23 protein-coding genes are annotated in these 24,408 nt (G+C 44.6%); 18 read left to right on the forward strand and 5 right to left on the reverse strand.

Features of this window, described 5'->3' with window-relative positions:
* The first annotated feature begins 74 nt into the window (after positions 1-74).
* From yycF to MKY52_RS09350, 5 genes are read left to right on the forward strand one after another with little or no spacing between them, the layout of a single operon-like run.
* Entirely contained in the window at positions 75-806 is a 732-nt protein-coding gene (gene yycF, locus MKY52_RS09330) for a response regulator YycF (protein WP_042193032.1), read from the forward strand.
* On the forward strand, positions 806-2,635 hold the full coding sequence (gene walK, locus MKY52_RS09335) for a cell wall metabolism sensor histidine kinase WalK (protein WP_042193031.1): 1,830 nt from the start codon (positions 806-808) through the stop codon (positions 2,633-2,635). Before yycF ends, walK begins: the two co-directional genes overlap by 1 nt.
* Positions 2,632-3,924 carry a YycH family regulatory protein gene (locus MKY52_RS09340; RefSeq protein WP_042193030.1) on the forward strand — a complete coding sequence of 431 codons (1,293 nt, stop codon included), beginning with the start codon at positions 2,632-2,634 and terminating at the stop codon, positions 3,922-3,924. Before walK ends, MKY52_RS09340 begins: the two co-directional genes overlap by 4 nt.
* A gap of 38 nt (positions 3,925-3,962) precedes the next feature.
* Complete coding sequence (yycI, locus tag MKY52_RS09345) at positions 3,963-4,703, forward strand: two-component system regulatory protein YycI (RefSeq protein WP_042193029.1); 741 nt, start codon at positions 3,963-3,965, stop codon at positions 4,701-4,703.
* Positions 4,704-4,717: 14 nt separating this feature from the next.
* Entirely contained in the window at positions 4,718-5,527 is an 810-nt protein-coding gene (locus MKY52_RS09350) for an MBL fold metallo-hydrolase (RefSeq protein WP_042193028.1), read from the forward strand.
* Here MKY52_RS09350 and MKY52_RS09355 read toward each other — a convergent pair.
* The gene (locus MKY52_RS09355; protein WP_042193027.1) at positions 5,493-5,702 is read right to left on the reverse strand and encodes a hypothetical protein; all 210 of its coding nucleotides are present in this window, start codon (positions 5,700-5,702) and stop codon (positions 5,493-5,495) included. The genes MKY52_RS09350 and MKY52_RS09355 overlap by 35 nt on opposite strands.
* A 374-nt stretch (positions 5,703-6,076) precedes the next feature.
* On the opposite strand from MKY52_RS09355, the gene MKY52_RS09360 reads away from it, so the two are divergent.
* The 8 genes from MKY52_RS09360 to MKY52_RS09395 all read left to right on the forward strand — a co-directional run bounded on the left by MKY52_RS09360 (position 6,077) and on the right by MKY52_RS09395 (position 14,807).
* Positions 6,077-7,321 (forward strand): S1C family serine protease, encoded by a 1,245-nt coding sequence (locus tag MKY52_RS09360; RefSeq protein ID WP_042193026.1) that lies wholly within the window; start codon positions 6,077-6,079, stop codon positions 7,319-7,321.
* A 419-nt stretch (positions 7,322-7,740) separates the two neighbouring features.
* The gene (locus MKY52_RS09365) at positions 7,741-7,941 is read left to right on the forward strand and encodes a cold-shock protein (RefSeq protein ID WP_019914582.1); all 201 of its coding nucleotides are present in this window, start codon (positions 7,741-7,743) and stop codon (positions 7,939-7,941) included.
* A 92-nt stretch (positions 7,942-8,033) separates the two neighbouring features.
* Positions 8,034-8,264, forward strand: coding sequence for a cold-shock protein (locus tag MKY52_RS09370; protein ID WP_042131698.1), 231 nt, complete (start codon positions 8,034-8,036; stop codon positions 8,262-8,264).
* A gap of 223 nt (positions 8,265-8,487) precedes the next feature.
* Positions 8,488-9,882: a cytochrome ubiquinol oxidase subunit I gene (locus tag MKY52_RS09375; RefSeq protein WP_149644938.1), complete on the forward strand. Its 1,395-nt coding sequence runs from the start codon at positions 8,488-8,490 to the stop codon at positions 9,880-9,882.
* Positions 9,879-10,895 (forward strand): cytochrome d ubiquinol oxidase subunit II, encoded by a 1,017-nt coding sequence (gene cydB / locus MKY52_RS09380; protein WP_341051013.1) that lies wholly within the window; start codon positions 9,879-9,881, stop codon positions 10,893-10,895. The genes MKY52_RS09375 and cydB overlap by 4 nt, the downstream gene beginning before the upstream one ends.
* Positions 10,895-12,661, forward strand: a complete 1,767-nt coding sequence (gene cydD, locus MKY52_RS09385; protein ID WP_341051015.1) for a thiol reductant ABC exporter subunit CydD — start codon at positions 10,895-10,897, stop codon at positions 12,659-12,661. The genes cydB and cydD overlap by 1 nt, the downstream gene beginning before the upstream one ends.
* Positions 12,658-14,409, forward strand: a complete 1,752-nt coding sequence (gene cydC, locus MKY52_RS09390; RefSeq protein ID WP_341051016.1) for a thiol reductant ABC exporter subunit CydC — start codon at positions 12,658-12,660, stop codon at positions 14,407-14,409. The genes cydD and cydC overlap by 4 nt, the downstream gene beginning before the upstream one ends.
* A gap of 230 nt (positions 14,410-14,639) precedes the next feature.
* Positions 14,640-14,807: a CxxH/CxxC protein gene (locus MKY52_RS09395; protein ID WP_076120603.1), complete on the forward strand. Its 168-nt coding sequence runs from the start codon at positions 14,640-14,642 to the stop codon at positions 14,805-14,807.
* A gap of 96 nt (positions 14,808-14,903) precedes the next feature.
* Here the strand turns inward: MKY52_RS09395 and MKY52_RS09400 are convergent, their stop codons facing one another.
* A complete protein-coding gene (locus MKY52_RS09400) occupies positions 14,904-16,316 on the reverse strand; it encodes an MFS transporter (RefSeq protein ID WP_341051018.1) in 1,413 nt (470 codons plus the stop codon).
* Between the two features lie 141 nt (positions 16,317-16,457).
* Here MKY52_RS09400 and MKY52_RS09405 point away from each other — a divergent pair, with 141 nt between their 5' ends.
* Positions 16,458-16,808, forward strand: a complete 351-nt coding sequence (locus MKY52_RS09405) for an ArsR/SmtB family transcription factor (RefSeq protein WP_076285050.1) — start codon at positions 16,458-16,460, stop codon at positions 16,806-16,808.
* Between the two features lie 134 nt (positions 16,809-16,942).
* Positions 16,943-17,422: a 23S rRNA (pseudouridine(1915)-N(3))-methyltransferase RlmH gene (rlmH, locus tag MKY52_RS09410; protein WP_042131690.1), complete on the forward strand. Its 480-nt coding sequence runs from the start codon at positions 16,943-16,945 to the stop codon at positions 17,420-17,422.
* Positions 17,423-17,658: 236 nt separating this feature from the next.
* Here rlmH and MKY52_RS09415 read toward each other — a convergent pair whose 3' ends face one another.
* Complete coding sequence (locus MKY52_RS09415) at positions 17,659-19,116, reverse strand: MDR family MFS transporter (protein WP_341051020.1); 1,458 nt, start codon at positions 19,114-19,116, stop codon at positions 17,659-17,661.
* Between the two features lie 232 nt (positions 19,117-19,348).
* Positions 19,349-20,131: a transposase gene (locus MKY52_RS09420; protein WP_341051021.1), complete on the reverse strand. Its 783-nt coding sequence runs from the start codon at positions 20,129-20,131 to the stop codon at positions 19,349-19,351.
* On the opposite strand from MKY52_RS09420, the gene MKY52_RS09425 reads away from it, so the two are divergent.
* Complete coding sequence (locus MKY52_RS09425) at positions 20,025-20,255, forward strand: hypothetical protein (protein WP_341053477.1); 231 nt, start codon at positions 20,025-20,027, stop codon at positions 20,253-20,255. The genes MKY52_RS09420 and MKY52_RS09425 overlap by 107 nt on opposite strands.
* A 372-nt stretch (positions 20,256-20,627) precedes the next feature.
* Here the strand turns inward: MKY52_RS09425 and MKY52_RS09430 are convergent, their stop codons facing one another.
* The gene (locus MKY52_RS09430) at positions 20,628-20,867 is read right to left on the reverse strand and encodes a hypothetical protein (RefSeq protein ID WP_042131665.1); all 240 of its coding nucleotides are present in this window, start codon (positions 20,865-20,867) and stop codon (positions 20,628-20,630) included.
* 692 nt (positions 20,868-21,559) lie between these two features.
* Between MKY52_RS09430 and MKY52_RS09435 the strand changes: the two genes are divergently transcribed.
* On the forward strand, positions 21,560-21,889 hold the full coding sequence (locus MKY52_RS09435) for a helix-turn-helix domain-containing protein (protein WP_341051023.1): 330 nt from the start codon (positions 21,560-21,562) through the stop codon (positions 21,887-21,889).
* A gap of 165 nt (positions 21,890-22,054) precedes the next feature.
* Complete coding sequence (locus tag MKY52_RS09440; protein WP_341051025.1) at positions 22,055-24,298, forward strand: U32 family peptidase; 2,244 nt, start codon at positions 22,055-22,057, stop codon at positions 24,296-24,298.
* The last annotated feature ends 110 nt before the right edge of the window (positions 24,299-24,408 follow it).

Below are 24,408 nucleotides of genomic sequence, written 5' to 3' on the forward strand. Positions count from 1 at the left end.
GATGTGACGGTAAGACAGGTATGTTAAAATAAAGGAATGATCTTTAAGTAGGGATAGGAAGGTGAAGCTGAGACATGCAGATGGGAACGATTCTGGTAGTAGACGATGAACAGCCTATTGCTGATATATTGAAGTTTAATCTAGAAAAAGAAGGCTACGAGGTTATTTGTGCTTTTGATGGTAACAGTGCAGTAGAATTGGCATTGTCCAAAAAACCTGATCTTATGCTGCTTGATCTTATGCTGCCTGGTAAGGACGGGATGGATGTTTGTCGTGAGGTTCGTTCTGCACATTTGGACATTCCTATCATAATGCTTACTGCCAAAGACGGAGAGATTGATAAGGTGCTTGGTCTAGAGCTTGGTGCGGATGACTATGTGACCAAACCTTTTAGTACACGTGAGCTACTCGCCAGAGTGAAGGCCCAAATGCGGAGACAGCACAAACCGTCACCGCCGGGAATGGCGAATGAACCTGCAGAGACCAGACAGGGTATTTACCATTTTGATCTATTTATTGATACAGATATGTATCTGGTATATAAGGGTGGGGAGCCGCTTGATTTGACCCATCGTGAATATGAGTTGCTCTACTATATGATTAAACATGCGGGTAAGGTGATGACCCGGGAGCATTTACTGCAGGCCGTGTGGGGATTCGAGTATTTCGGCGATGTGCGGACCGTAGACGTGACGATCCGTCGTCTAAGAGAGAAAATTGAGGAGAATCCCAGCAAGCCGGAATATATTTATACTCGGCGCGGACTTGGCTATTTGATGCATAGCCCTAAAAGCGGAGGACTGTGATGAAGTGGTGGTCCTTTTTCCGGACAATTCAGGCCAAGCTTATTATTATTTATGTGCTGCTGATTCTGATAGCTATGCAGTTAATTGGAGTCTATTTTGTCAGTTCGATGAAGAACTCGTTAACGGATAACTTCACGAAGGATCTTAAAGCACGTGCGGAGATGCTGTCCATCCTGACTGCTGATAAATTCGGTAGTGAGGCTGGTACCGTTGACGAGGAAACGGCTGTAGAAAGTCTGCGTGGTATGGTTAATAATCTTTACATTAACGGGGCTGAAATTCAAGTACTTGATGCTAGCGGCAAAATCATCACCACCTCCGTGCCCTCGCAGAATGACTATGTCGGACAGCGCAACACTCAGACCGTAGTCAATCGCGCCTTGCAGGGGATCAGCGATAATGAAGAATATATTATTGCTGATGATAATGTGCGAAAAAAGGTTGTGGCCAAGCCGGTACTTTCCGGTGACAAGGTAGTAGGTGCAATCTATATTGCTGCTGACATGAAAGATTTATATGCGACTATGGGCAGGATCAACAGTGTATTCATCTCTGGTTTGCTGTTAGCCTTGGGACTGACAGTTGTCCTATGTGTTATTCTTGCACACACCATTACGCAGCCGATTAAAGAAATGACTAGGCATGCAACAGCTGTTGCTGAAGGTCGGTTCAATCGAAAAATGCCCGTACTCGGCAACGATGAAATTGGACAACTCAGTCAGGCATTCAATTATATGACCGGCAGATTGCGTGAGGCGCTCTCTCAGAATGAGGAAGAGAAAGAGAAGCTCACCTCTATTCTGACGAATATGAGCGACGGTGTGGTAGCCACGGATGAGAATGGTGTAGTCATTCTTATGAACCTTCGAGCAGCACTTATGCTGGGAACAGAAGGTCCGTTGCCGGAAGGTGCCCCACTGGATAAATTGCTAGGTCTTGATTATGAGCAGAGTGGTTCCTTGGCTAAAGGAAATGCCCAGTCTGCAATGCTTCATCTGACACATATGGGTGGAGAAGATTCTAATATCGTGAGAGTTACGTTTACTCCGATTCATCGACGTGAAGGCGGCATTGCCGGTACGATTGCTGTACTGCAGGATGTAACTGAGCAAGAGAACCTGGAGGAATCACGCCGAGAGTTCGTCGCGAACGTTTCGCATGAGCTAAGAACACCACTTACAACGATTAAGAGCTATGTGGAGGCACTTGATGATGGAGCGCTTGAGGATCCGCAGTTAGCGGTTCGTTTTGTTGGGGTTATTCGTAACGAAACCGAGCGTATGATTCGTCTGGTTACAGATCTACTGCATCTGTCGCGTCTGGATTCCAAGGAGGCACTTCTCAGAATTCAGCAGACGGATATTACAGAGATGCTAGAGGATGTAGCAGACCGCTTTTCTTTTCAGATTCGGCAGAAGCGGATCGACATTAGTACAAGGGTCCGTAGGGATGTCAGCACAGCATGGCTCGATCGTGATCAAATCGATCAGGTCTTGGGGAATTTGGTCTCCAATGCATTAAAATATACGCCAGAAGGCGGTACGATTGAATTGGAAGCCTTGAAAAGTGAGGATGGAATGCTCTCCATTTCTGTACGTGATTCCGGGATTGGTATTCCGAAGAAAGACATCGAGCGGATCTTTGAACGTTTTTATCGGGTGGATAAGGCGCGCTCACGGAATATGGGAGGCACCGGACTTGGCCTTTCCATTGCCCGGGAAATTGTGAAAGCCCATGGAGGCTCTATTTCCCTGCAATCCGAGCTTAATGAAGGCTCTAAGGTAACCTTTACGCTACCTCTGAATGCGCAAAGGGGGAGTGAGGCATGAAGGAGAGATTGAAGTCATGGATTCTAGCCTTGCTCGTGCTGGGAAGTCTTGTTGAGAGTTACTATTTGATTTATCGCTTGCCTGGTGCAGACTCAGCAGTACTCTCCGAGAATCTATACGTGAAGACAGACAATATGGGACCGGAGGAAAAGGTCGAGAACCTGCTGTACCCTGATAAAATGATCATCCATATGGGCGATAACAAACATACGCTTTTTTATCCAGACTCAACGTTCTATAGCTTGATTATGAATCGGTTAAAAGGGCGTGGATTTGAAAGCTTCCAGCGGCACTCGGTACAGGATTATGATTGGGATAAGATTCGAAATGAGAATCCGGGGATTGAGCTTTCGTTCGGATCCGGCATTCCGGTAACGTTACTTCAGCGGGTTATGCAGCTGTCACCTGATTCCCTATTTGAAGGAGAAAGCATTGATCGCATTTGGATCTATAACATTAAGAATGACTCCAAAGCGCATGCCATTTTCTTCAGTACGAGAGGCGACATTATATATGAAGCGGCAAAAGCGGATTTAACTGTGCAAGACGTGCAGCAGCATGTGGATTTCGGCAAGAACTGGACGCCTTACAAGTCCGTAGATGGTGATTATTATGTGCCAGACAGCAAAATTTCTCTGGTTCAGGTTGAGATGCCTTCAGGCATGTATACCATAGAACAAATGCAGAACAATCTTTTCTTCGATGTTGGAAGCACTAGATATATTCGCGAGAAAAATGGCTCGGAGATTTATACGGATAGCAAACGGAGTCTTCAGGTCGATAAGGAACGGAATTGGATGAGCTATAGCGATCCTGCCGCACTTCCAGCCGGAGACAGTACACCTGCCAAGGATGCGCTTGAAGCTGTAGAATTTGTGAACCAACATGGTGGATGGAATGGAACCTACCGTCTTGAAGCCACCGAAGAGGGGAGACAGGAGAGAAAGGTCTCTTTTCAACAATATTATGGTTCCTATCCATATGGCTCCTATCCGATCATGAGTAACTCGCAGCTGCAGTATGGTGTGATTAATCTGGAATTGCAGCAAGGCACCGTATCCTCTTATGAACGCTCGTTAATCTATATTGATGAGAGTAAGGCAGAGAAGAAAATCGTAGAGCTATCTGGAGGCGTGGAGCTAGAGAATCAATTGTCTGCGGTTAGCAAAACTTCGGCAGTGAAGGATTTAACGCCTGCGTATGTACCTGTAGTGAAAGAAGAAAAGCTGCAACTACTTCCAGTCTGGAAGGTTACGCTTATTGACGGCAGCGTTCTTACATTAAATTAATGTACAAGTTGTTCATATAATATTTAGGAGGTAAGGGTATGGATTGGGGAAGAGCCAAAAATGTACTAATTTGCGCCTTTTTAGGTCTAAATCTGCTGCTATGTTATCAGCTGTGGATTGATTTGCGCGATCAGGTTAGTGCCAATCTCGATTTCACTTCCCTGTCCGAAGAAACCCAGGCGGTCATGGAGCAGAAAGGGATTCGTGTGTTGTGTCCCATTCCGGCTTCTACCCCGCAGCTTCCTAATATAACATATCGATATTCTGCTGAAGAGCAGAATGAACCACCCATTAAATTAGATGTTCCTATAGACAGCAAGCTGATCTATTCTTCCTTCACTGACCTTAGCAAGGCGCTTGAGAGTCAAATACCGGATATCGCAAATTATCGTTTTGATTCTCAAGAAAGTGAAGTTGGGAAGTTCGTGCTTCACCCGCTAGTTCAGAATCAGTGGTCGCTATTCCGAGTTAGGTTAGAGTTGATTAATAGTGATCAGAAGATTGTAGCTTTCCGCTCACCTAAGATTGAGATAGGGGCAAGCAGTAGCGATAAGGAACAGAAGGTACTGCCGGCATCGCAAGCGCTTAGCAGTTTAATTGAAAAATATTTTCCGGCAGACTCCGTAGTAAAGGAGATTGAGCTTGGTTATTATGGTGAGTTGTTCAACTCCGAAAGTCAGGTAGCGTCGCCAATGTGGCGGTTCATGCTGGAGAACGGCAATGCCTATTATGTGGATGCTATAAGTGCGGACATCATTAGTCCGAAGACAACAGATTAGAAGGAGTAAGGAAAATGGGGATTTCATTTACAGTACTGTCCAGTGGTTCTACCGGAAATGTAACGGTGGTTCGGAACGGGGAGACAACACTTATGATTGACGCGGGACTAAGTGCCAAGCGGATCGATGAGCTGTTGGCCATGCGCGAGCTAACGGGTAATGATATAGACGGGATTCTAGTCACACACGAGCATTCCGATCATATAAAAGGACTCGGGGCAATGGCCCGTAAATACGATCTTCCGATTTATGCGAACACCAATACCTGGGGAGCCATTGAAAAAGGCATTGGAAAAATACCCGACTATAACCGAATCATTATGGAGTCGGGACAGCATAGGGATTTTGGTAGTCTGCGTGTAGAATCGTTTGCAATTTCTCATGATGCGGCGGAGCCGGTGGGTTACAATTTTTATGATGGAAAAGAAAAACTGTGTGTAGCTACAGATCTGGGATATGTTAGCGACAAGGTAAGAGATGCGATTTCAGAGGCGGACGTATTGGTGCTGGAGGCGAATCATGATATTGAAATGCTGAGGATGGGACGTTATCCGTGGAATACGAAACGACGTATACTTGGCGACATGGGTCACCTTTCTAATGAAGCAGCCGGAGCAGCACTAAGTGAAATTCTCACAGGACGGACTAAACGTACCTATTTAGCGCATTTAAGCCGGGATCATAATATGATGGATTTGGCTAAAATGTCGGTACGTTGCGCAATGGAGGATCGGGGCTGTTTCTTTAAAGATAGTGAGTTTAAGCTTTGCGATACGTATTATGACCAACCTACGCCATGGGATAAGTTGAGCCAGTTGTCATAAGCTGATCAAGCTCGGCAGTCTTTCGTTCTAATTCTTGGCGGGAGATCAGGCCTTTATCGATCATCAATTCGATCATAGCACTGAAGGCAAGGGTCATATGGTAGTGTTCATCCTTCAAATCGCCAAGCTTACCGATAAACTCCACCAGATCCATACTTGTGGAAAAAGAATTCATAATTATACCTCCTTATGTAGTAAAAGCAGAACTGGAGTTGTAAAAAATTCGCAGGCTTTTTACCTCAGGAAAATCACGAATTGAGGGTTGCCTGTGATACAATTATAGACGTGATAAGCAAACTCTAAATTTATGGAACCTTTCTATTAGTGTAGTCTTTTAAGTTACAAAATATTCCTAGTAGAGAAGATATATTGAAAGATTCTAAAATTCTTTCGATTAACTGAAACTATTGTGTGGTTAATGGATAAAGTGAAACTTTTTAGTGATTGTTGGAGTCTAAAGGATGCAGAGGTATATGCTTGGAACGTGATTGCTAGAGGTTCAGGTTTTAGATACTGTGAACGGTTGGCAATAGAAGGGGGAGATTTTCGGTGGGATTGTTTGATGACGATTTCTATTCAACTAAAGTATCACGGTCCAGAGGGGATGAAGCATCAAAGGGATCATTTGCTAACCGCAAGCATTCTGTGCGAAGATCGCGCAAGGGCTTATCCACTTGGCAAATATCCGCCGTCTGCTCCTTAATTAGTGCTGTGGTGGCAGTGTTTTTATTCAGTATGCTTACTGGACAAATGAGTCACGAAACTGCCCCGAAGTCGGTAGTAACAACTGGGGAGGTTGCCCCAAGCAGAGATCCGTTTGACCGTATCATTCAAGCCGCTGCTACGGTTCGTCCTGCAGTAGTAAGTATTATCAACCATAAAGAAGATAATAAAGAATTGAACATTCTGGATGAGTCAGCATTAGGCTCTGGAGTGATTTATAAAAAGGTAGATAATAAAGCATTTATCATTACTAATAACCATGTCATCGAAGACTCTAGCAATCTTGAAGTCGTAACCGTAGATGGAGAGACACGTAAAGCTACACTTGTTGGAACGGATAAAGTGAGTGACATCGCGGTGCTTTCGATTGATGCCAAGGGTATCAATACAATCGCAGAGCTCGGGGATTCCTCGAAGCTTCGTCTAGGTGAAACGGTCATTGCCATCGGAAACCCGTTGGGACTTGGTGACACATTGACTTCAGGTATTGTCAGCTATACTGAACGGAAGGTTCCCGTATCCTTGAATCAGGACGGCGTATATGATTGGGAGCAAGAGGTCATTCAGACCGATGCTGCAATTAATGAAGGCAATAGCGGCGGGGCGCTTGTGGATCTGGATGGTAAAGTCATCGGTATTAACACGATGAAAATCTCCGATGCAGGTGTAGAAGGGCTGGGTTTTGCTATTCCAGCTAACCATGTGATAGATACCGCTAATGAACTGGCTGAGAAAGGGCGGATTGCCCGTTCCTACTTAGGCGTATATTCGGTAGATTTAAACAATCCTTACATTCCTCTCGCAGAGGACCAACGCAAGGAACTGAACCTACCGAACAATGTTAAGGATGGGGTTGTCGTTCTGGATGCTGTTGGACCTGCACAAGAAGCGGGAATACAGTTCAATGATGTAATTACGAAATTTAATGATGAACCGATTACATCCACGCTTTCCCTTCGCAAGTATTTATATAATCAGACGAAGATTGGTGAGGATCTGAAGATTACCTATTATCGAAATGGGAAAGTCAATCAGACTACAGTAAAACTTCTTGAAAAACCAGAGGAATAATATGCTGGAAGTCGGCATATAATGATATAGCAGTAATGACAAGTAGAGCGGACTACCCCTTCAGTTGAGAAGGTAGAGCTTCCTGAAATAGCGATACTCTGTATCGCTATCGGGGATCTATTTCTTCTAAAGTTTTGATAAATATGGCAATTATAAGCTGATTTAATCAATTTTGGGCTGACTGGCAACCCTTACATTGGAAGGTAATACTTATTAGGGTAGAAACGGATATATACGGATGCCAGCTTGCCTTTGCTAATCAGGTGTGGTAATATGATATCAATCATACATTTAGTCCCTAATTTTCGCATTGAAAAGGGCTGTTATATTTGGTAATACAACCTTTTTCAATGTGTGAATTTTTTCTTTGTTTGAAGATAAAAAGAACATATTAATTTAAATTTGTGGAGGTAACACACATGCAAACAGGTACAGTTAAATGGTTCAACGCAGAAAAAGGATTCGGATTTATCGAAGTTGAAGGCGGAAGCGACGTATTCGTTCACTTCAGCGCAATCACTGGCGACGGCTTCAAAACTTTGGACGAAGGCCAACGCGTTGAATTCAACGTTGTTCAAGGCAACCGTGGACCACAAGCCGAAAACGTTGTAAAACTGTAATAATAGAAGAAACCGTCCCAGCTTGTGAAAGTTGGGACGGTCTTTTTATATCTAGTTAGTCACTATTGACTTACAGGATGGGAGGAACGGCAATGAACTACCGGAAGAAACCTTTGGAAGAAATACCGGAAGAAAATACCGCGATTTGGGCGTGTACCAATGATGGATGCAACGGATGGATGAGGGATAATTTCGCATTTGAACATGCGCCTTCTTGCCGTCTATGTGACTCTCCAATGGTTCGCAGCACGAAGATGCTACCACAATTGCTTAATTCGAATGGCGATCTCAAATCGCTGAAGAAGGGTATTTCCATTACCTAACCAATGCCTTTATGAGTCAAGCTTGTTATAGAGCAGTGAACAACTTCAAGACGGTCAAACCGTCTTATTTTTTTTGCTTTTTTTAAGGTAAATTGTGATTTTTGTCACAAATCATTTGAATTTCACCGTTAAAAGTACCCCTTTGTGTGACATTTATCACAAAACGACGTCTAAATTTTTGACACAATATAATTAACGAAAAGGGGAGAAGGAAGGGAAAAATATGGATACAGTAATGCTGTCGCGTATACAATTTGCGTCGACGACAATATTCCACTATTTCTTTGTACCGGTATCAATCGGACTAGCGCTCTTGATTGCGATCATGGAGACCATGTACGTTAGAAAAGGCAATGAAGAGTACAAAAGAATGGCACAGTTCTGGGGAAAGCTGTTTCTCATCAACTTTGCAGTAGGGGTAGTTACAGGTATTTTGCAGGAATTTCAGTTCGGGATGAACTGGTCTGATTATTCACGTTTTGTGGGTGATGTCTTCGGGGCTCCGCTTGCAGTTGAAGCATTGGCAGCCTTTTTTCTGGAGTCTACTTTTATTGGCATCTGGATATTCGGCTGGGACAAAGTGTCCAAAAGAGTGCACTTGTTATCCATCTGGCTGGTAGCATTTGGTACGATGTTATCCGCTTTCTGGATTCTAGCAGCGAACTCCTTTATGCAGCACCCTGTGGGATTTGAGATAAATAATGGACGTGCAGAAATGAATGATTTCTTCGCGCTCATTACGAATGGACAATTGCTGGTTGAATTCCCGCACACGGTTCTTGCTGCGTATGCAACAGGCGCCTTCCTTGTAACGGGTATTAGTGCGTATAAGATATTGAAGAAACAAGATGTATCTTTCTTTAAGAAATCTTTTCAAATTGCAGCAATCGTAGGTATCATTTCTTCTATTGGTGTAGCCGTGGCAGGCCATGCGCAAGCACAGTATTTGGTTGAGACTCAACCTATGAAGATGGCGGCTTCAGAAGGATTGTGGGGTAAGAGTGGAGACCCGGCACCTTGGACCGTATGGGCAAACATTGATCCTGAGAAGCAAGAAAGTACTGGAGAATTTCAAATTCCGTATATGCTGAGCTTCCTTTCATACAGTAAATTTTCCGGTGAAGTTAAAGGTATGCTTGAACTGCAAGCTGAGTATGAGCAAACCTATGGCCCCGGTGACTATATCCCGCCTGTACGTACGACATTCTGGAGTTTCCGGATCATGGTTCTAGCAGGAACATTGATGATTGTACTGGGTATGTACGCAATGTATTTAATGTGGCGCAAAAAGATGGACCGTCCAAACACTTGGTTTATGCGGTTTATGTTATGGGGACTATTGCTTCCTCCAATCGCGAATACAGCGGGTTGGGTCATGACCGAATTCGGGCGTCAGCCATGGACGGTATTCGGACTGATGACAACGGAAGACAGTGTGTCGCCTAATATTACGAGTGGTCAGGTTCTATTCTCTGTTATTTCCTTTACAGCGATTTACGCCATTCTCGGATTAGTTCTAATTGGTTTGTTTATGAAAGTGATTAAAAAAGGTCCTTATGCGATGGATAACGATCACGGGGATTCGCATGATCCATATAACGAGGAGGGCGCCCAATGATGTCTCTTAATGAATTGTGGTTTGTGCTCATTGCAGTTCTGTTTATAGGGTTCTTCTTCCTGGAGGGTTTCGATTTCGGCGTAGGGATGGAAACACAAATTCTCGCTAAGAATGATACAGAGCGCCGGATTCTGATTAACTCGATCGGACCCTTCTGGGATGGAAACGAGGTATGGCTAATTACTGCTGCAGGTGCAATGTTTGCGGCTTTCCCTGAGTGGTATGCAACGTTGTTTAGCGGATTTTACATTCCCTTTGTCTTTGCTTTATTAGCTTTGATTGCACGTGGTGTTGCTTTTGAATTTAGAGGTAAACGGGATTCCGTAGCTTGGAAAAAAACTTGGGATGTGTGTATCTTTTTCGGCAGCTTCCTCCCACCGTTCCTCCTAGCTGTGGTGTTCGCCAGCTTCATCAAAGGTTTGCCGATTGATGGGGATATGCAAATGTACGCAAGTTTTACAGATATCGTAAATGTGTATACCGTAGTAGCTGGTGTGACTGTTGTCCTTCTTTGTTTGGTACATGGTCTCATGTTCACAACGTTGCGTACAGTGGGAGATCTACAGGCTCGCGCTCGAAAAATGGCGCAAAGATTGCTTTTGCCACTTGGGGCTTTATTGCTTGCTTTCGTGGTAATGACTTATTATATGACTGATATTTTCGAACAACGTGGTTTAGTTCTTATAATTATAGTAGCGCTGGGAATTATCGCGTTCATATTATCGGGTTATTTCATGACGAAGAAGAAGGATGGCTATGCTTTTGGTATGACAGGAGCGGTAATAGCATTGTCCGTAACTTCTATCTTTGTAGGATTGTTCCCACGTGTTATGATTAGTTCAATCGATCAAGCCTTTAATTTGACAATCACCAATGCGGCCTCGGGACATTACTCTTTAAAGGTAATGACGATTGTGGCACTGACCATCCTTCCATTCGTATTGGGATATCAAATTTGGAGTTACTTTGTCTTTCATAAACGCGTTCACGAGAAGGAGCATCTTGAATACTAATGGATAAAAATTTGCTTGGGTATAAAGGAGTTAAGCCGGTCTTTCTGATCGTTGGCCTCCTTACCCTGGTGCAAAGCATGTCCATACTTCTGCTGGCCAAATGGCTGGCAGAAGTCATCTCTGCGCTATTTGCGGGAGAACCTCTGAAGGAACAATGGGCTACTTCGCTATTGTTCCTTCTTGCATTTCTAGTGCGCCATGCTTGCGCCATGCTGATGAGCCGTATCTCTTACCGCTTTGCGGAAGCAACAGGCAGCAACATGCGGAGGGAAATGATGGATAAGCTCTTCCAGCTTGGACCCAGAATGGTGGGCGGGCGTGGAACCGGGGATCTTGTCACACTTGTGCTGGAAGGCGTAACAAAGTTCCGCACATATTTAGAAGCGATTATCCCTAGAATGGTAGGGATGTCAATTACACCGATTTTGGTGCTTATTTATATCTACAAGATGGATACCGCGAGTGGGATAATTCTAACGATCACCATGCCGATTATTATTGTTTTTATGATCTTGATCGGGATGACGGCTCGCAAGCAGATGGACCGTCAGCTAAAATCTTATCGCACCTTATCTAATCATTTCGTAGACTCCCTCCGTGGGCTAGAAACGCTGAAATTTCTGGGCCGCAGTCGTAGTCATAGCACGAGTATTGCCACCGTCAGCGATCGATATCGCTCGGCGACGATGCGTACACTGCGAGTAGCCTTTTTGTCTTCGTTCGCGCTGGACTTCTTTACGATGTTATCCGTTGCTTCCGTCGCGGTAAGTCTCGGCCTGCGTCTGGTCAACGATCAGATGACACTGGTTACGGGCTTAACCATTCTGATCTTGGCACCGGAATATTTTTTGCCTGTACGATTGGTAGGTTCGGATTTCCATGCTACTCTCGATGGTAAGGAAGCCGCTGAGGCAATGAAAAGCATTATAGATCAGGATGAAGTGAAAGCTGAAGTAGTAGGTTCTAATGGTGACCAAGCATTGAAATCAGCATCGAAAACACCAGAAGAGATATTCACTTGGCATAAAAATAGCGTACTTACATTAAATGATGTCAGTGTGAAATACGAGGAAGCTGGTCTTTCTTCGCTGGAAGCGGTGAACCTGCAATTTAAAGGAGCAAGCAAAATTGGGATTATCGGAGAGAGTGGGGCCGGTAAATCTACACTAGTCGATATCTTGGGTGGTTTCTTACACCCTACATCAGGAAGTATCACAGTAAACGGTACAACGGTTAGCGCATTAACGGATGAGGCTTGGCGAAAGCAGACCTCGTATATCCCGCAGCGCCCTTATATTTTTAGTGGTACATTGGCTGATAATATTCGCTTCTATTACCCTGAAGCTTCTATGGAAGCTGTGGCTGCAGCTGTGAAAGCTACTGGATTATCAGAGCTGTCGGCAACCCTTCCGAATGGCTTGGATGAGATGATCGGCGGCGGAGGTCGTTCGTTCAGTGGCGGGCAGGAGCAGCGGGTTGCGCTGGCTCGAGCTTTACTCAGCAGTCGTCCGATTATGTTATTGGATGAGCCGACGGCACATCTGGATATTGAGACGGAATATGAGCTGAAGGAGACGATGGTGCCTCTTTTTGAAGGAAAGCTGGTCTTTCTGGCTACACATCGCCTGCACTGGATGCTTGATATGGACATTATTGTAGTAATGAAACAAGGAAAAGTGGCAGAAATCGGTACCCATCAGGAATTGCTTGCCCGCAAGGGTGCGTATTATGAGTTGATTGGGTCGCAATTGGAGGGAATCCATTGAAACGTGAAGGATGGTTTGCTCCGTATGTATCGTCGTATTTTTGGCGTTTTGTGCTTATTATCGTGCTTGGAGCGTTGACGATTTTTACAGCCTCATCATTAATGTATACTTCAGGATTTCTGATCTCAAAAGCGTCTACACCTGTCGAGAATATTCTAATGATTTATGTACCGATTGTAGGTGTGCGTACGTTCGGAACGAGTCGGGCTGTCATTCATTATGTAGAACGTTTAGTTGGGCATGACACGATTTTGCGAATTCTATCAAAGATGCGTGTGCGTCTGTACAATATTTTGGAACCACAGGCTTTGTTCCTGTCGTCACGCTTCCGCACTGGGGATATTCTCGGGATGCTTGCGGATGACATTGAATATTTGCAAAATGTATATCTGCGCACCGTTTTTCCAAGCATTATTGCTTTGCTGATTTATGGAGCAGCTGTGATTGCACTGGGTACTTTTGACATCGCCTTTGCGCTATTGATGGCTCTGTATATATTGGTGTTAGTAGTGGTGTTGCCGTTCTTATCTCTATTGTTCACACAGAAGCGCCAACGTGAAGTGAAAGTAGAGCGTAATCGTCTCTATCAAAAGCTGACTGACGCCGTACTTGGTATGGGTGACTGGGTCATTAGTGGACGACAAAGCCAGTTCGTAGACACTTACGAAGCAGATGAGAGAAAAGTAGCCAAAACCGATGCAGCGCTGCGCAGCTGGGCACGTATTCGTACGTTCATTGGGCAAGCGGTAATTGGGATTGGCGTGCTTTCTATGCTATATTGGGCCGCTGGAGAGTTTGCAGATGGTGCTATTGCGGGTACATTGATTGCGGCGTTCGTACTGGTTGTTTTTCCTGTAGCAGATGCCTTTCTGCCAGTGTCTGAAGCGGTGGAGAAAATCCCGCAGTACCGTAACTCCTTAGAGCGATTGTCAGGTGTAAATGGAACTGAGCAGAACATCGTCTCTGAAAAAGCAACTGTAGTCGATGCTCTACCTCAGGCCATGAAGAGTGCTCACATCAAGCTCGAAAATGTAGGTTACCACTATGGTTCAGAGGCTAACTGGTCGGTTCACGATCTCAGCCTCGATATTCCACAAGGTAAAAAGATTGCGATCATCGGCCGAAGTGGTGCGGGTAAATCGACGTTATTAAAGGCTATTCAAGGTGTTATTGAACCTTCTGACGGCTCGGTTACGATTAATGGAATCGCTGCAGATGCCTATGGCGAGCATATTCCTTCTATTATAGCGGTGCTTAATCAGAGTCCACATTTATTCGACACTACAGTAGCTAACAATATTCGTATGGGTGATCCGAAGGCTTCCGAACAAGCCATTAAAGAAGCTGGCGCCTTAGCCAAAATGGATACGTTGATCTCCTCGTTGCCAGATGGATATGATACCTTTGTCCGAGAAGCAGGGCAACGATTCTCTGGTGGAGAGCGTCAGCGGATAGCATTAGCTCGTATTTTGCTGCAAAATACACCTGTTGTCATACTCGACGAACCGACTGTAGGGTTGGACCCGCGGACAGAACGTGATCTTTTGAATACAATGTTCGAAGCCATGAAGGATAAGTCACTAATTTGGGTAACGCATCATTTGGTCGGTGCGGAGCAGATGGATGAAGTGATTTTTATGGAAAATGGCTCGGTAGAAATGCGTGGAACCCATGCGGAGCTGATGAAGAAAGAACCACGTTACCGCAGATTATATGAGCTGGATCGTCCGGTGGAGTTTCTAGGGTAGGATGGAGAGTTTGGAGATAATATATATAGAAAATAGAGAGAGTTGAGTGAAGAGATTCCTTTTGCCCTTCGGGGTGGGAGGAATCTTTTTTTGGTGCAGGGCAAGAATATAGACAATGGATGAACAGATCGCTGGAATGGATAGATAGGAGTTCCATTTTCGTGGGAAGTATGGTAGAACAATAGAAGGAGTATTAGGCCGTAGCGGCACAGAAAGGGATGCTTGGTTGAATGTATGTAGTATGTAAAGAACATGTAGAATTAGCTATTGATTTGTTTGTGGACGAGTATGAAGATGCACCAGATGTAGTGGATTTGAAGGAAACGGAATTCTCTGACTGGGACCCGCCGGCAAAGTGCACCCAATGTGAGAAGAACGCTGAATATTTGGTGGTCTAAAGGACCTTTAAGACTTATAAAAAAACACCTTGCAGTCCCGGAAATGGGCCGCAAGGTGTTTTTGCGTGGAATAATATATTGGAGGGCTCATTAGTCTTATGCATCTGCCGCATCTGCCATGTTAGCCAGTGAACTACCTCGGCTGTTACGGCGGTAGACAATGGCTGAGATGATGGCAATTAGCGCCGCAATAGAGAGTCCCCAGTAAATGTTGGAGTAAGCGGCCCGGAGCGGCAGCCCACGCTGCCATTCCAGTGCACTTGCGGCCATAGCTACGCTGAAGGCGCCACTAAAGAATTGCAGTAACTGGAACAGCCCCATCCCGGAGCCGATTTGTGAGGAAGGCAGAATCCGTGAGATTTCATTGGATACACTACTGGACAATGTAGTGAAGGCAAGACTCATAATCATATAGATGAGCATGACGGCAATCCAGGATCGTCCTGCAAAAACAGCGAACAGGACAGTAGCAGTCAGCACAAGTAGTGGAGCGAAACGCAATATCCCCGCATTGCCATAACGGTCGATGATTCGTCCGACGGAACGGGAAACGAAGATTGCGAGCAGCGATCCCGGAAAGATCACAAGCCCGGCATGACTTGCACTGAAGCCAAAGCGATGAGTCAAAATCTGCGGCAGCAGGAACAAGGTGGCGAAGCTGCACAGATAGGAGGCGATACCGACCACTGCCAGCACGAGATATGAGCGGTTACGGAATAGCGCGGGCATTACAAATGGGTCGGGCGTGCTGCGGATGCGGCCAACAAATAAAACGATGGCAAGAAGTCCAGCTACCAAGGCCACCCACAGCCCACTAGTCAGGAATAGCAGCAGACCGGTGGTGCCGACGCCCAAGAGCAGCCCACCAAGCACATCGAAGGAGCCTCGGGTGGGCACCTCTTTAGGCAGTAGGATAAGGAACAACGGCACGAGAAGCAAAATAGCTGCCGTTACAGCGAACAACCAGATCCAGCCGAGATATTCGACGATGGCTCCGCCCGCGACCGGACCAAGGCCTAGGCCGAGTGAAACAGCTGACATAATCGTCGCCATCGCTTTGCCGCGACGAGCTTGCGGGACATAACGTGTAAACAGCACAAGAGATAAGGACATTACTGCGCCCGCGCCCGACGCCTGTAGAATGCGCACGATAAGCAGAAAGATAAAGTTGGTGCTGAAGAAGCCGGCTACAGCCGCAAAGCCCAGCGTCAACAGGCCTATCACCAGCAGGCGGCGGATCGGCAGAAAATCAGAGAGCCGGCTGTACGTGATTGAGGCAATCGAGAACATAATGGAATACCCGGTAACTATCCAAGAAGCAGATGCAGCTGTAATGCCGAAGGCTTCGGTTACATCAGGCAGTGCCAGATTGAACATGGCTGTATTCATGATGACGAGAACCACAGCGATGCTGAACAGCAGTGTCAGCAGGCCTTCCCGTGGAAGAGTCGCTTCCGGAGCGGAGGCTTCATGATCCGCATTCGCGGAAAGGTTATTTACAGAAGTCATGTGCGAAGCACTCCTTTTATTATTGTTTAATAGTTCGATTACTTACGAACAATTGAAATATAGCATGCGTTGATATAAAATGCAATTAGGATCACCAATATTTTTTTCGCATTAAAAGTAGGACAAAGGGGATAATCATCCATGAAAATACTATTTCATCCGGACCGCAAGGACATTCAGTTGGCTTCCGTATTGTATGCGCTCAGCGATCCGATTCGCCTCCATATCGTATCGGATATTCATAGAAATGGAGAACAGGCTTGCAACGGCTTCAACGTTCCGATTGCCAAATCTACCATGTCTCACCATGCCCGTACGCTGCGCGAGTCAGGTGTTGTGTTTACGCGGGTGCAAGGAACGCAGCGCATACTGTCGCTACGGACGGAGGATCTGAGCGCACGTTTCCCAGGATTGCTGGATTCTATATTGAGTGCTTATGAAGCTGGGGAAAAGCCGGATTTTGCAATGGAGGAGCGGGAGGAGAGTAAGTAGTGGGAGATGGATTGTCTGAAGAATAGGACATTTAAGGAATGCGAAAGATTAGGAAGGTACTTACTAAAACTACAAGGGACGCCCAGTGCGCGTCCTTTTGCTATTTCAATAGAGGACTATAACAGGAGGCACTTATGCTTATTCAAATTATTGGCGTAGGAAAATTGAAGGAAAAGTACTTGATTAATGGCATCGCGGAGTATGCTAAACGGCTGACACCGTACCTGAAATTTCAGGTGATTGAGGTGGCAGATGAAAAAGCACCCGACTCTCTAAGCGAAGCAGAGGTCGGTATTGTTAAGGCGCGCGAGGGGGAACGCATCCTCGCGCACATAAAGAGCGAGGCGCATGTCATTGCGCTCGCGATTGACGGCAAGCTATGGAGCTCGGAAGAGCTTGCCGCAGAAATTGACCGGCTCGGTACCTACGGGACGAGCCATGTCGTGTTCGTCATCGGAGGGAGCCATGGGCTCTCCGACGAGGTCATGCGCCGCGCGCAGCAGCGCATGAGCTTCGGGCGCATGACGCTGCCCCATCAGCTCATGCGCCTGGTGCTGGTGGAGCAGATTTATCGCGCGGTGAAGATAAATCGGGGGGAACCGTATCATAAATAGGGGCAAGTTTTTTGAAGAAAAGCTTGTAGGATCCTGTATTTACAGCATGAAGATTATAGGTTCTACTTAGTCTTTCAGTTTTTACACAAGGTCTGAAATTACTACTGCACAGAGAGAAAAATATCCAATTGCATATAAGCTCATCACCTCATGAAAGTATTCCTTCGTCTTAGAATGCTTAATACGTTTGGTAGCAAGGTCTCCATAAATGACGGCGAAATAAGTATTACGAGACCCTAAGGCAATAAGTTTTTGGTTTCTTTCTTTTGAGAAAAATCGGCATAAAGACGATCATTTATAAACCAACCCAGTACCAAAACAAGTATTGCGAGAATAAATTCAATCCTAAAAACCGTTTGCAGACCAGCAACGATACTTTGTGTCTTATCTTGAAACGCAGCGGGATTGAGCGAATGGTGAAGAGAACGATTAGCTCTGGACGACATGATGCCGACGAACAAAGCGATGCCAATTCCCCCAGCAATCTGCTGGAGCGTATTGTAGATGGCTGTGCCGTGGGGGACCAGGTGACGCGGAAGTTGATTCATTCCTGCCGTCTGAGCTGGCATGACGACAAACGATATGCCTAAGAATAAGAGGACATGATTGAACAGAACGGAGCCTCGGGTTGTATCGCTGTCGATACCAGCAAACAGCCACAGCGATAGGGCGATCATGAGCAGTCCGGGCATTATGACGAATCTCGGCCCGAATTTATCGAATAATTTTCCCGTCACAGGCATCATCATTGCGTTTAAAATGCAGCCTGGCATCAGAAGTAAACCTGTCGCGAATGCTGTCAACTGCATCACATCCTGCATATAGATCGGCAGCAATGTCGTGGTGGCGAATAAAACCATCATCAGCACTACTATTAATACTGCTACCAAAGAAAAGGCAGGATACCGGAATACGGAAAGATCAATCAAAGGATCTTTAATCTTGAGCTGCCGCCAAATAAGCAAGATCAAGAAGAGGACGCCTGTGGCAATCAAACTGTAACTCCCAGGACTAACCCAGACACCCGCCTGGCTGAAACCGTAGGTGACACAACCAAACCCGACGGTTGACAAAAAAATGGATAAAAGATCGACCTTTGGCTTGGTTATTTCTGTAACATTCTTTAAGTAAATGAATGCATAAATAATCGAAAACAATACCAGAGGAATCACCATGTAGAACAGCCATCGCCAGTTTAAGGTGTCGATAACCAACCCCGACAAAGCCGGTCCGATGACTGGGGCGGCCATGATGACAAGCCCCATGAGACCCATGGCAGCCCCCCTGCGTTCCGGAGGATAGAGGGCAAGAATCGTATTCATCATCAACGGAATCAATAATCCTGTCCCGCAAGCTTGAACAACCCTGCCTATCAGCAAGACTTCGAATCCAGGGGATACTGCACACAAGCAGGTACCTGCTAAAAATAACGCCATCGCAGACATAAACATCCAGCGAGTCGTGAACCATTGCTGTAGCAATGCGGTCACCGGCACCAGTATGCCGATCATCAGCATATAACCAGTCGATAACCATTGTATAGTTGAAGCAGCAACGTTGAACTCACGCATTAATCCAGGAAATGTATTGGTAAGTAAATTTTCGTTAAGAAACGCAATAAATGCACCGATGAGCAGGGCGGCTAACATCGCCCCACTCTTCATTCCGCCTGCCTCTTGAACCCGTTTGTTCATCTTCCACCTCCAGAGAATATTCATTGCGTTCCATTAAGAGCTTGTTCAAAAGGGCTAAATGATTTTGAAAGAATGACTCTAAACCGCAGACGGAGACTCCAAATTTGGAAATGTAAGGGGAATATCTTTTGTGGCTACTTCCAACGCACAGTCTCCCACTAGGATAGCCTATTTTGGACAGACCTCTCCCTTGGTCGTGAGGACTGTATTTTCAATGTGTAGTAATGCCTCTTTACCCAGCCAAAGGCAGTGAGATTTGCTCGACATGGATCTCTTGTAGCTTCTTCATAGCGGCTACATGCTGCACGGGAAGAACGGTCTGACGAACGTGAGCTATCATCCGCTCCACCAATCGGAAGGCATCCCGCAAGATGAACCACTTCTCCACACGCTCGGTTGTTCGAACCGGCACCTTCTTGTGCTTCATGACCGAAGTCAGTGGGTTGGATTCTTGGGCGAACGCTAGCTCCACTTGCTTGCGAAAGCCCATCATGTGTTCTTGCAGGGCGCTACCTTGTGGGACGGGACCGTGGAAAAACGGATTGTCCAGAAAGGAATAGCCCCATTGCTTCTGGCATTTTCCTTGCAACGGGCAGGCGGCACATTTCTCCTCCGCTGCGCGGAACCAGGCGGTATAATCCTCTTTATCGAATCCGTCGAACATCAGGACATGTCCTTGTTCACATTCCGGCGTTCCTTTGGGTGAACAGTGTTCGGGAATCTTTGTATTGGTTTTGAACCCAGTGACGACTGCCACATCGTGGGTCAGGAGGGATTCCTTCTGATCGTCGGAGTCGAAGTAACCCAAGTCGGCTACCAGATACTCCACCTGCAACCCTTCGATTTTTTTCATCATGTCGATGAGCGGCAGCATCACCTTCACATCGGCCGTTTCGTTAGGAAGAACGATGGAGAATAGAACAACGGGTCCTTTAGGGCTTGGACAGACGATAGAATGTTTAGCGGTAACCGATAAAGAATTTGTTTTGGTTGACTTTATTGCGCTGCACGCCAATGGTGGCATCGGGATCAGAATACGTTTTCTCGCAAGAGCAGGTGCTCTGGTCCGGGTAAGAACAGCGTTTGTGCTTGCATCCGTTGACGTTGGCCCATATCGGCCTGGAATCGATGCCCTTTAACATGGGCGATGATGTCGAAAAGAATGGCATAGAACAACTCGGCACTAACTTTTGAGCGAAAGTGGCTCAGGGAGCTGTGAACCGGCACTTTTGTCGGGCTGGGAACACCAATAAAATTGCGCCAATAAGTTGTCTCTCCAGCTCTCGAAACGAAGAAATTTCTGGACGAGTAAAGTACAGATAATGCATCCGAAAGCAGACTCTGGGATCAATGGGCGGACGACCGCCATCTTTGTAAAGGGGAGCAATCTTCTCTAGAACAATAGAGTCGTCTACATGATCCATGTAATCGATGAGTTCCGCATTTATGGGCTTTTTGAACAGGCTCATTAAGTATCTTGACACTGAATCTTCAACTGTCTATCGTGCAGATTATCCTACACCATCACTTTCTAACAAGGAGTAAAAATTATCGCGGTCTTCATCATCAAATTTGCCAAGCGCCTGTACCCTGACAAATTTATGTCCGCCAAACATGTCGATTTCCTCGCCGCAACTATTGTAGAGCGCGATCATATTGCCATCCCGATTTCGTTCCATATACCCGTAACAAGATGCCTCGGGCGCTTCGCCGTAAAAGAGTGAAAATCTGATTTTGTCCACGCTGTTCATACAAATCTCCTTTCCTTATTCCTCATTGATCTAAAGAATATTTTACGTGACACCGGATGAATTGGAAAAAGCGATATCACTCTGCATACTCGGAAATTCATTCCTATTAAGAAAACATAAGGGGGATCCCTCGCTATGTCGCTCATTCGCACATTATTTCTTGACGAGATGCGATTAGGGAGGTATTATAATGTGCCGGTTAATTCAACAGGGTAAATCGCCGATAGCCCTGTTAAACCAGTCTAAAAACAACTGGGGTTTTGACACCTGCCAAGTTCGTTTCGCTAAGGCGTTTATCTGCTTATGGGCTTTTGGCCTGGACACATATTACGGTTTCCCCATCCTCCAGCACAACTCCTCCAAAACCTCAGCCGCCCGTCTCATCACTCTCTTTATATCCTCGTCCCTTATCATCTCTAACTCCTTCCCCTCCCCGTGAACGATATAATTCCACAAACACCACTATCTCAAGCCCAGGATTATAATCTGTATGTATCAGAAGTAATAGATCAATTAATGACATCTCTGTGCCAAACTCCGTCTTATGCTCATAGATGTATAACGCACGAATCATAGAAATGAGGGCAGAATGACAAAGGAAGAACGCAGTCTTATACTGCTGGTGATTTCTCATGATATGAGCTAAATTTTAGGAAACTTATCTACACTTTTGACATGGAGAGGTGAATACCGTGATGGATAAGGAAATACTGAAGCTTGTAAGAACCCCGATTCGTGCTCTTCGGAAAGAGCAGGGCTTGTCGCAGGAAGGGGAGAAAGGCGGATTTCATTTTTCATACATAGGGCAGATTGAACGTGGGGAGAAGAACGTTTCTTTATTGAATTTACATAAGATTGAAGAATCGCTTGAAGTGAATATCATTCAGTTGTTTGCGTACCAGGGTGAAGAGTTCATGGTTACCGCAGCAGAGCGTGATATTCAGGATATTGTAGGCATGCTCCGTGAGGCCAATGATGAGAAGGTACGTGTGGCTAAAAATGTACTGAAGGAATTATTATAAAAAATAATTATGAAGCAAGCCTCTCAGGGCAAATAAGATCGTTAGAAACAAAAGCACAAGCCATTGGTTTGTGCTATTTGCCGTAGCTTAAGTGTAGGTCTTATTTTATGATCAATGGTGCTGAGTTTAACTAGTGTGTAACTTATGGGTCATAAGGAGGAAAAAATGACTGAATTATTAGCTCCAGCAGGAAATATGGAGGCTTTAAAAGCTGCAATATCTAATGGTTGTGATGCAATATACTTAGGAATGCAAAAATTTGGTGCACGCGCATACTCATCTAATTTTGATTTACAATCGTTAAAAGAGGCTGTTACGTATGCGCACCTGAGGGACGTTAAAATCTATGTTGCAATGAATACGATCGTTTTCGAAAACGAAGTTGAAGAGATGAAGGAGCAGATACACGAATTAAATGAAATCGGTGTTGATGGCATTATCGTTCAGGACCTGACTGCTTTCGATTATATCGTTAAAAACTTTCTTGATATGGAAGCACATTGTTCAACTCAAATGGGAATAGACGATTTAGACGGAACTTTATTATTTAAAGAACTTGGTGCTAAAAGAGTTGTTCTGTCCCGTGAGGTTGAGATTGAAAAAGTAAAAGAGATCAAAAAAATAGCTGAAATACCTTTAGAAATTTTCGTTCACGGTGCTTTATGTGTATCTTATTCGGGAAACTGTCTAATGTCAGGATTACTCGGCTATCGATGCGGAAATCGCGGAAGATGTGTTGGTTCATGCCGTAAGGAGTATGAACTAATGGATAAGACAACAGATACATCTTTAGGGAAAAACTATATTCTATCTACTAAGGACTTAAACACAATCGATTACATCCATGATTTAAAAGAAATCGATTCTTTAAAAATAGAGGGTAGGATGAAAGCGCCTACGTATGTTGCTAATGTTGTATCAAAATATCGCATGGCCTTAGATAATAAAATAACCGAAGAAGATAAAGAAAATCTGAAAAAAACATTCAATAGGACATTTACTAAAGGATATTTGTTTCACGAAGATAGGAGAAATATTACAAACATCTCAAGACCTAATAACTTTGGTTATCCAATTGGAACAATCAGCAAGATTGATAAAGATAGGTATGAAATAACACTTACACGTACTTTAAATCAAAACGATACAATCCGAATAAGTCACAACAATGAAGATGTTAATTTAACTGTTGTAAAGCTGTACGATAAAGATGGCGTGTTAATCAATAAAGCAGATGATGTCTGCTACATCAAAATCAAAGAAAAGATGTCTATGGGAGATTCAGTATATAAAACGAAGGATTATTTCTATAACAAAGAATTAGAATCATCACTGGAAAAAGAATTTAAGCGGTTTAACCTAGATATTAGAGTAGATGCATGTCCAGATTCAAAGCTTTTCATAGATGCGGAGGGCTTAGGCTTTAATTATTCATATGAAAGCGAGGAAATACTAGGCGAAGCCATTAATAATCCAACAACAAAAGACCAGATAATAAAGCAATTCTCAAGATTAAATGATACGATATTCGAACTTAATCATGTCGATTTTGAGGAATGCAATGCATTTATTCCAGCTAAACTGTTAAATGCAGCAAGAAGAGATATTGTACTGGGCTTATATGACTTAAAGCTTAACAGCCAGAAGAAAAGAACCAAGGCTTTGAAAGCAAAAGGAAAAATAAGCTTCGCCCCTGAAAAACCATACCTTACGGCCTCTGTAACGAATAAGGAACAGTATGATGCTTGCGTGAGCTGTGGGATTAAGGAGATCTATTTTGAAAATGTGGTTAGAAGAAATCAGAATGATTATAAGGAAAAAGAAGGGCAGCTACTGATCGGAGGATATGGTGGAATTTATCACTACAGAGAAACTAATCCTTTTGTTACGGACTATACTCTAAATGTTGTTAATGCTACTAGTTGCTATGAATTATATAAATTAGGTGCAAAACGAGTCACTTTATCTTATGAATTGAATAAGAGCCAAATTGAAGATTTAATGAATGCCTACTATGAAGAAAATGACGGCTATCCTGCTCTGGAAATGATTGTATATGGTAAAGCTCCATTGATGTTTACAAAATATTGTCCGATGAGAAAAATGAATCAATGCAGAGTTTGCAAAACGAAGAGCTATGAGTTAAAAGATGAGCACGGAGCGTTCCCTATCATTTCCCATGATGATTGTACAACGACTCTCCTTAATGGGAAGACGCTTAATCTTTTAGATGAGCTACAAAACATCAAAGGAATTGAGGCGCTCAGATTAAACTTCACAGTTGAATCTAAAGATCAGGTTGTGAAAGTCATTAATATGGCCTCAGGCAAATTAAATGGCTCAATGAATCATGCTGTCTTTAATCAGGAAACAGAAACAAGAGGACATTTTAATAAAGAGATTGTGTAGAGTGAGGTATACCTTAAAAAGTTACGCGAAGAAGGCACCCATCGTGTGCCTTTGAGCTAACATTATCTGTTATCAAATGTCTACTTCACATTAATCCAATAAGGAGAACC

It is taken from the genome of Paenibacillus sp. FSL P4-0184 (genome assembly GCF_038004625.1).
Classification (GTDB): domain Bacteria; phylum Bacillota; class Bacilli; order Paenibacillales; family Paenibacillaceae; genus Paenibacillus_AQ.

What these genes read in the sequence shown, in the direction of transcription:
- yycF (WP_042193032.1), top strand. Translation starts at nt 75, where the DNA reads ATGCAGATGGGAACGATTCTGGTAGTAGACGATGAACAGCCTATTGCT.
- walK (WP_042193031.1), top strand. Translation starts at nt 806, where the DNA reads ATGAAGTGGTGGTCCTTTTTCCGGACAATTCAGGCCAAGCTTATTATT.
- MKY52_RS09340 (WP_042193030.1), top strand. Translation starts at nt 2,632, where the DNA reads ATGAAGGAGAGATTGAAGTCATGGATTCTAGCCTTGCTCGTGCTGGGA.
- yycI (WP_042193029.1), top strand. Translation starts at nt 3,963, where the DNA reads ATGGATTGGGGAAGAGCCAAAAATGTACTAATTTGCGCCTTTTTAGGT.
- MKY52_RS09350 (WP_042193028.1), top strand. Translation starts at nt 4,718, where the DNA reads ATGGGGATTTCATTTACAGTACTGTCCAGTGGTTCTACCGGAAATGTA.
- MKY52_RS09355 (WP_042193027.1), bottom strand. Translation starts at nt 5,702, where the DNA reads ATGAATTCTTTTTCCACAAGTATGGATCTGGTGGAGTTTATCGGTAAG.
- MKY52_RS09365 (WP_019914582.1), top strand. Translation starts at nt 7,741, where the DNA reads ATGCAAACAGGTACAGTTAAATGGTTCAACGCAGAAAAAGGATTCGGA.
- MKY52_RS09370 (WP_042131698.1), top strand. Translation starts at nt 8,034, where the DNA reads ATGAACTACCGGAAGAAACCTTTGGAAGAAATACCGGAAGAAAATACC.
- MKY52_RS09375 (WP_149644938.1), top strand. Translation starts at nt 8,488, where the DNA reads ATGGATACAGTAATGCTGTCGCGTATACAATTTGCGTCGACGACAATA.
- cydB (WP_341051013.1), top strand. Translation starts at nt 9,879, where the DNA reads ATGATGTCTCTTAATGAATTGTGGTTTGTGCTCATTGCAGTTCTGTTT.
- cydD (WP_341051015.1), top strand. Translation starts at nt 10,895, where the DNA reads ATGGATAAAAATTTGCTTGGGTATAAAGGAGTTAAGCCGGTCTTTCTG.
- MKY52_RS09395 (WP_076120603.1), top strand. Translation starts at nt 14,640, where the DNA reads ATGTATGTAGTATGTAAAGAACATGTAGAATTAGCTATTGATTTGTTT.
- MKY52_RS09400 (WP_341051018.1), bottom strand. Translation starts at nt 16,316, where the DNA reads ATGACTTCTGTAAATAACCTTTCCGCGAATGCGGATCATGAAGCCTCC.
- MKY52_RS09405 (WP_076285050.1), top strand. Translation starts at nt 16,458, where the DNA reads ATGAAAATACTATTTCATCCGGACCGCAAGGACATTCAGTTGGCTTCC.
- rlmH (WP_042131690.1), top strand. Translation starts at nt 16,943, where the DNA reads ATGCTTATTCAAATTATTGGCGTAGGAAAATTGAAGGAAAAGTACTTG.
- MKY52_RS09415 (WP_341051020.1), bottom strand. Translation starts at nt 19,116, where the DNA reads ATGAACAAACGGGTTCAAGAGGCAGGCGGAATGAAGAGTGGGGCGATG.
- MKY52_RS09425 (WP_341053477.1), top strand. Translation starts at nt 20,025, where the DNA reads ATGGAGAATAGAACAACGGGTCCTTTAGGGCTTGGACAGACGATAGAA.
- MKY52_RS09430 (WP_042131665.1), bottom strand. Translation starts at nt 20,867, where the DNA reads ATGAACAGCGTGGACAAAATCAGATTTTCACTCTTTTACGGCGAAGCG.
- MKY52_RS09440 (WP_341051025.1), top strand. Translation starts at nt 22,055, where the DNA reads ATGACTGAATTATTAGCTCCAGCAGGAAATATGGAGGCTTTAAAAGCT.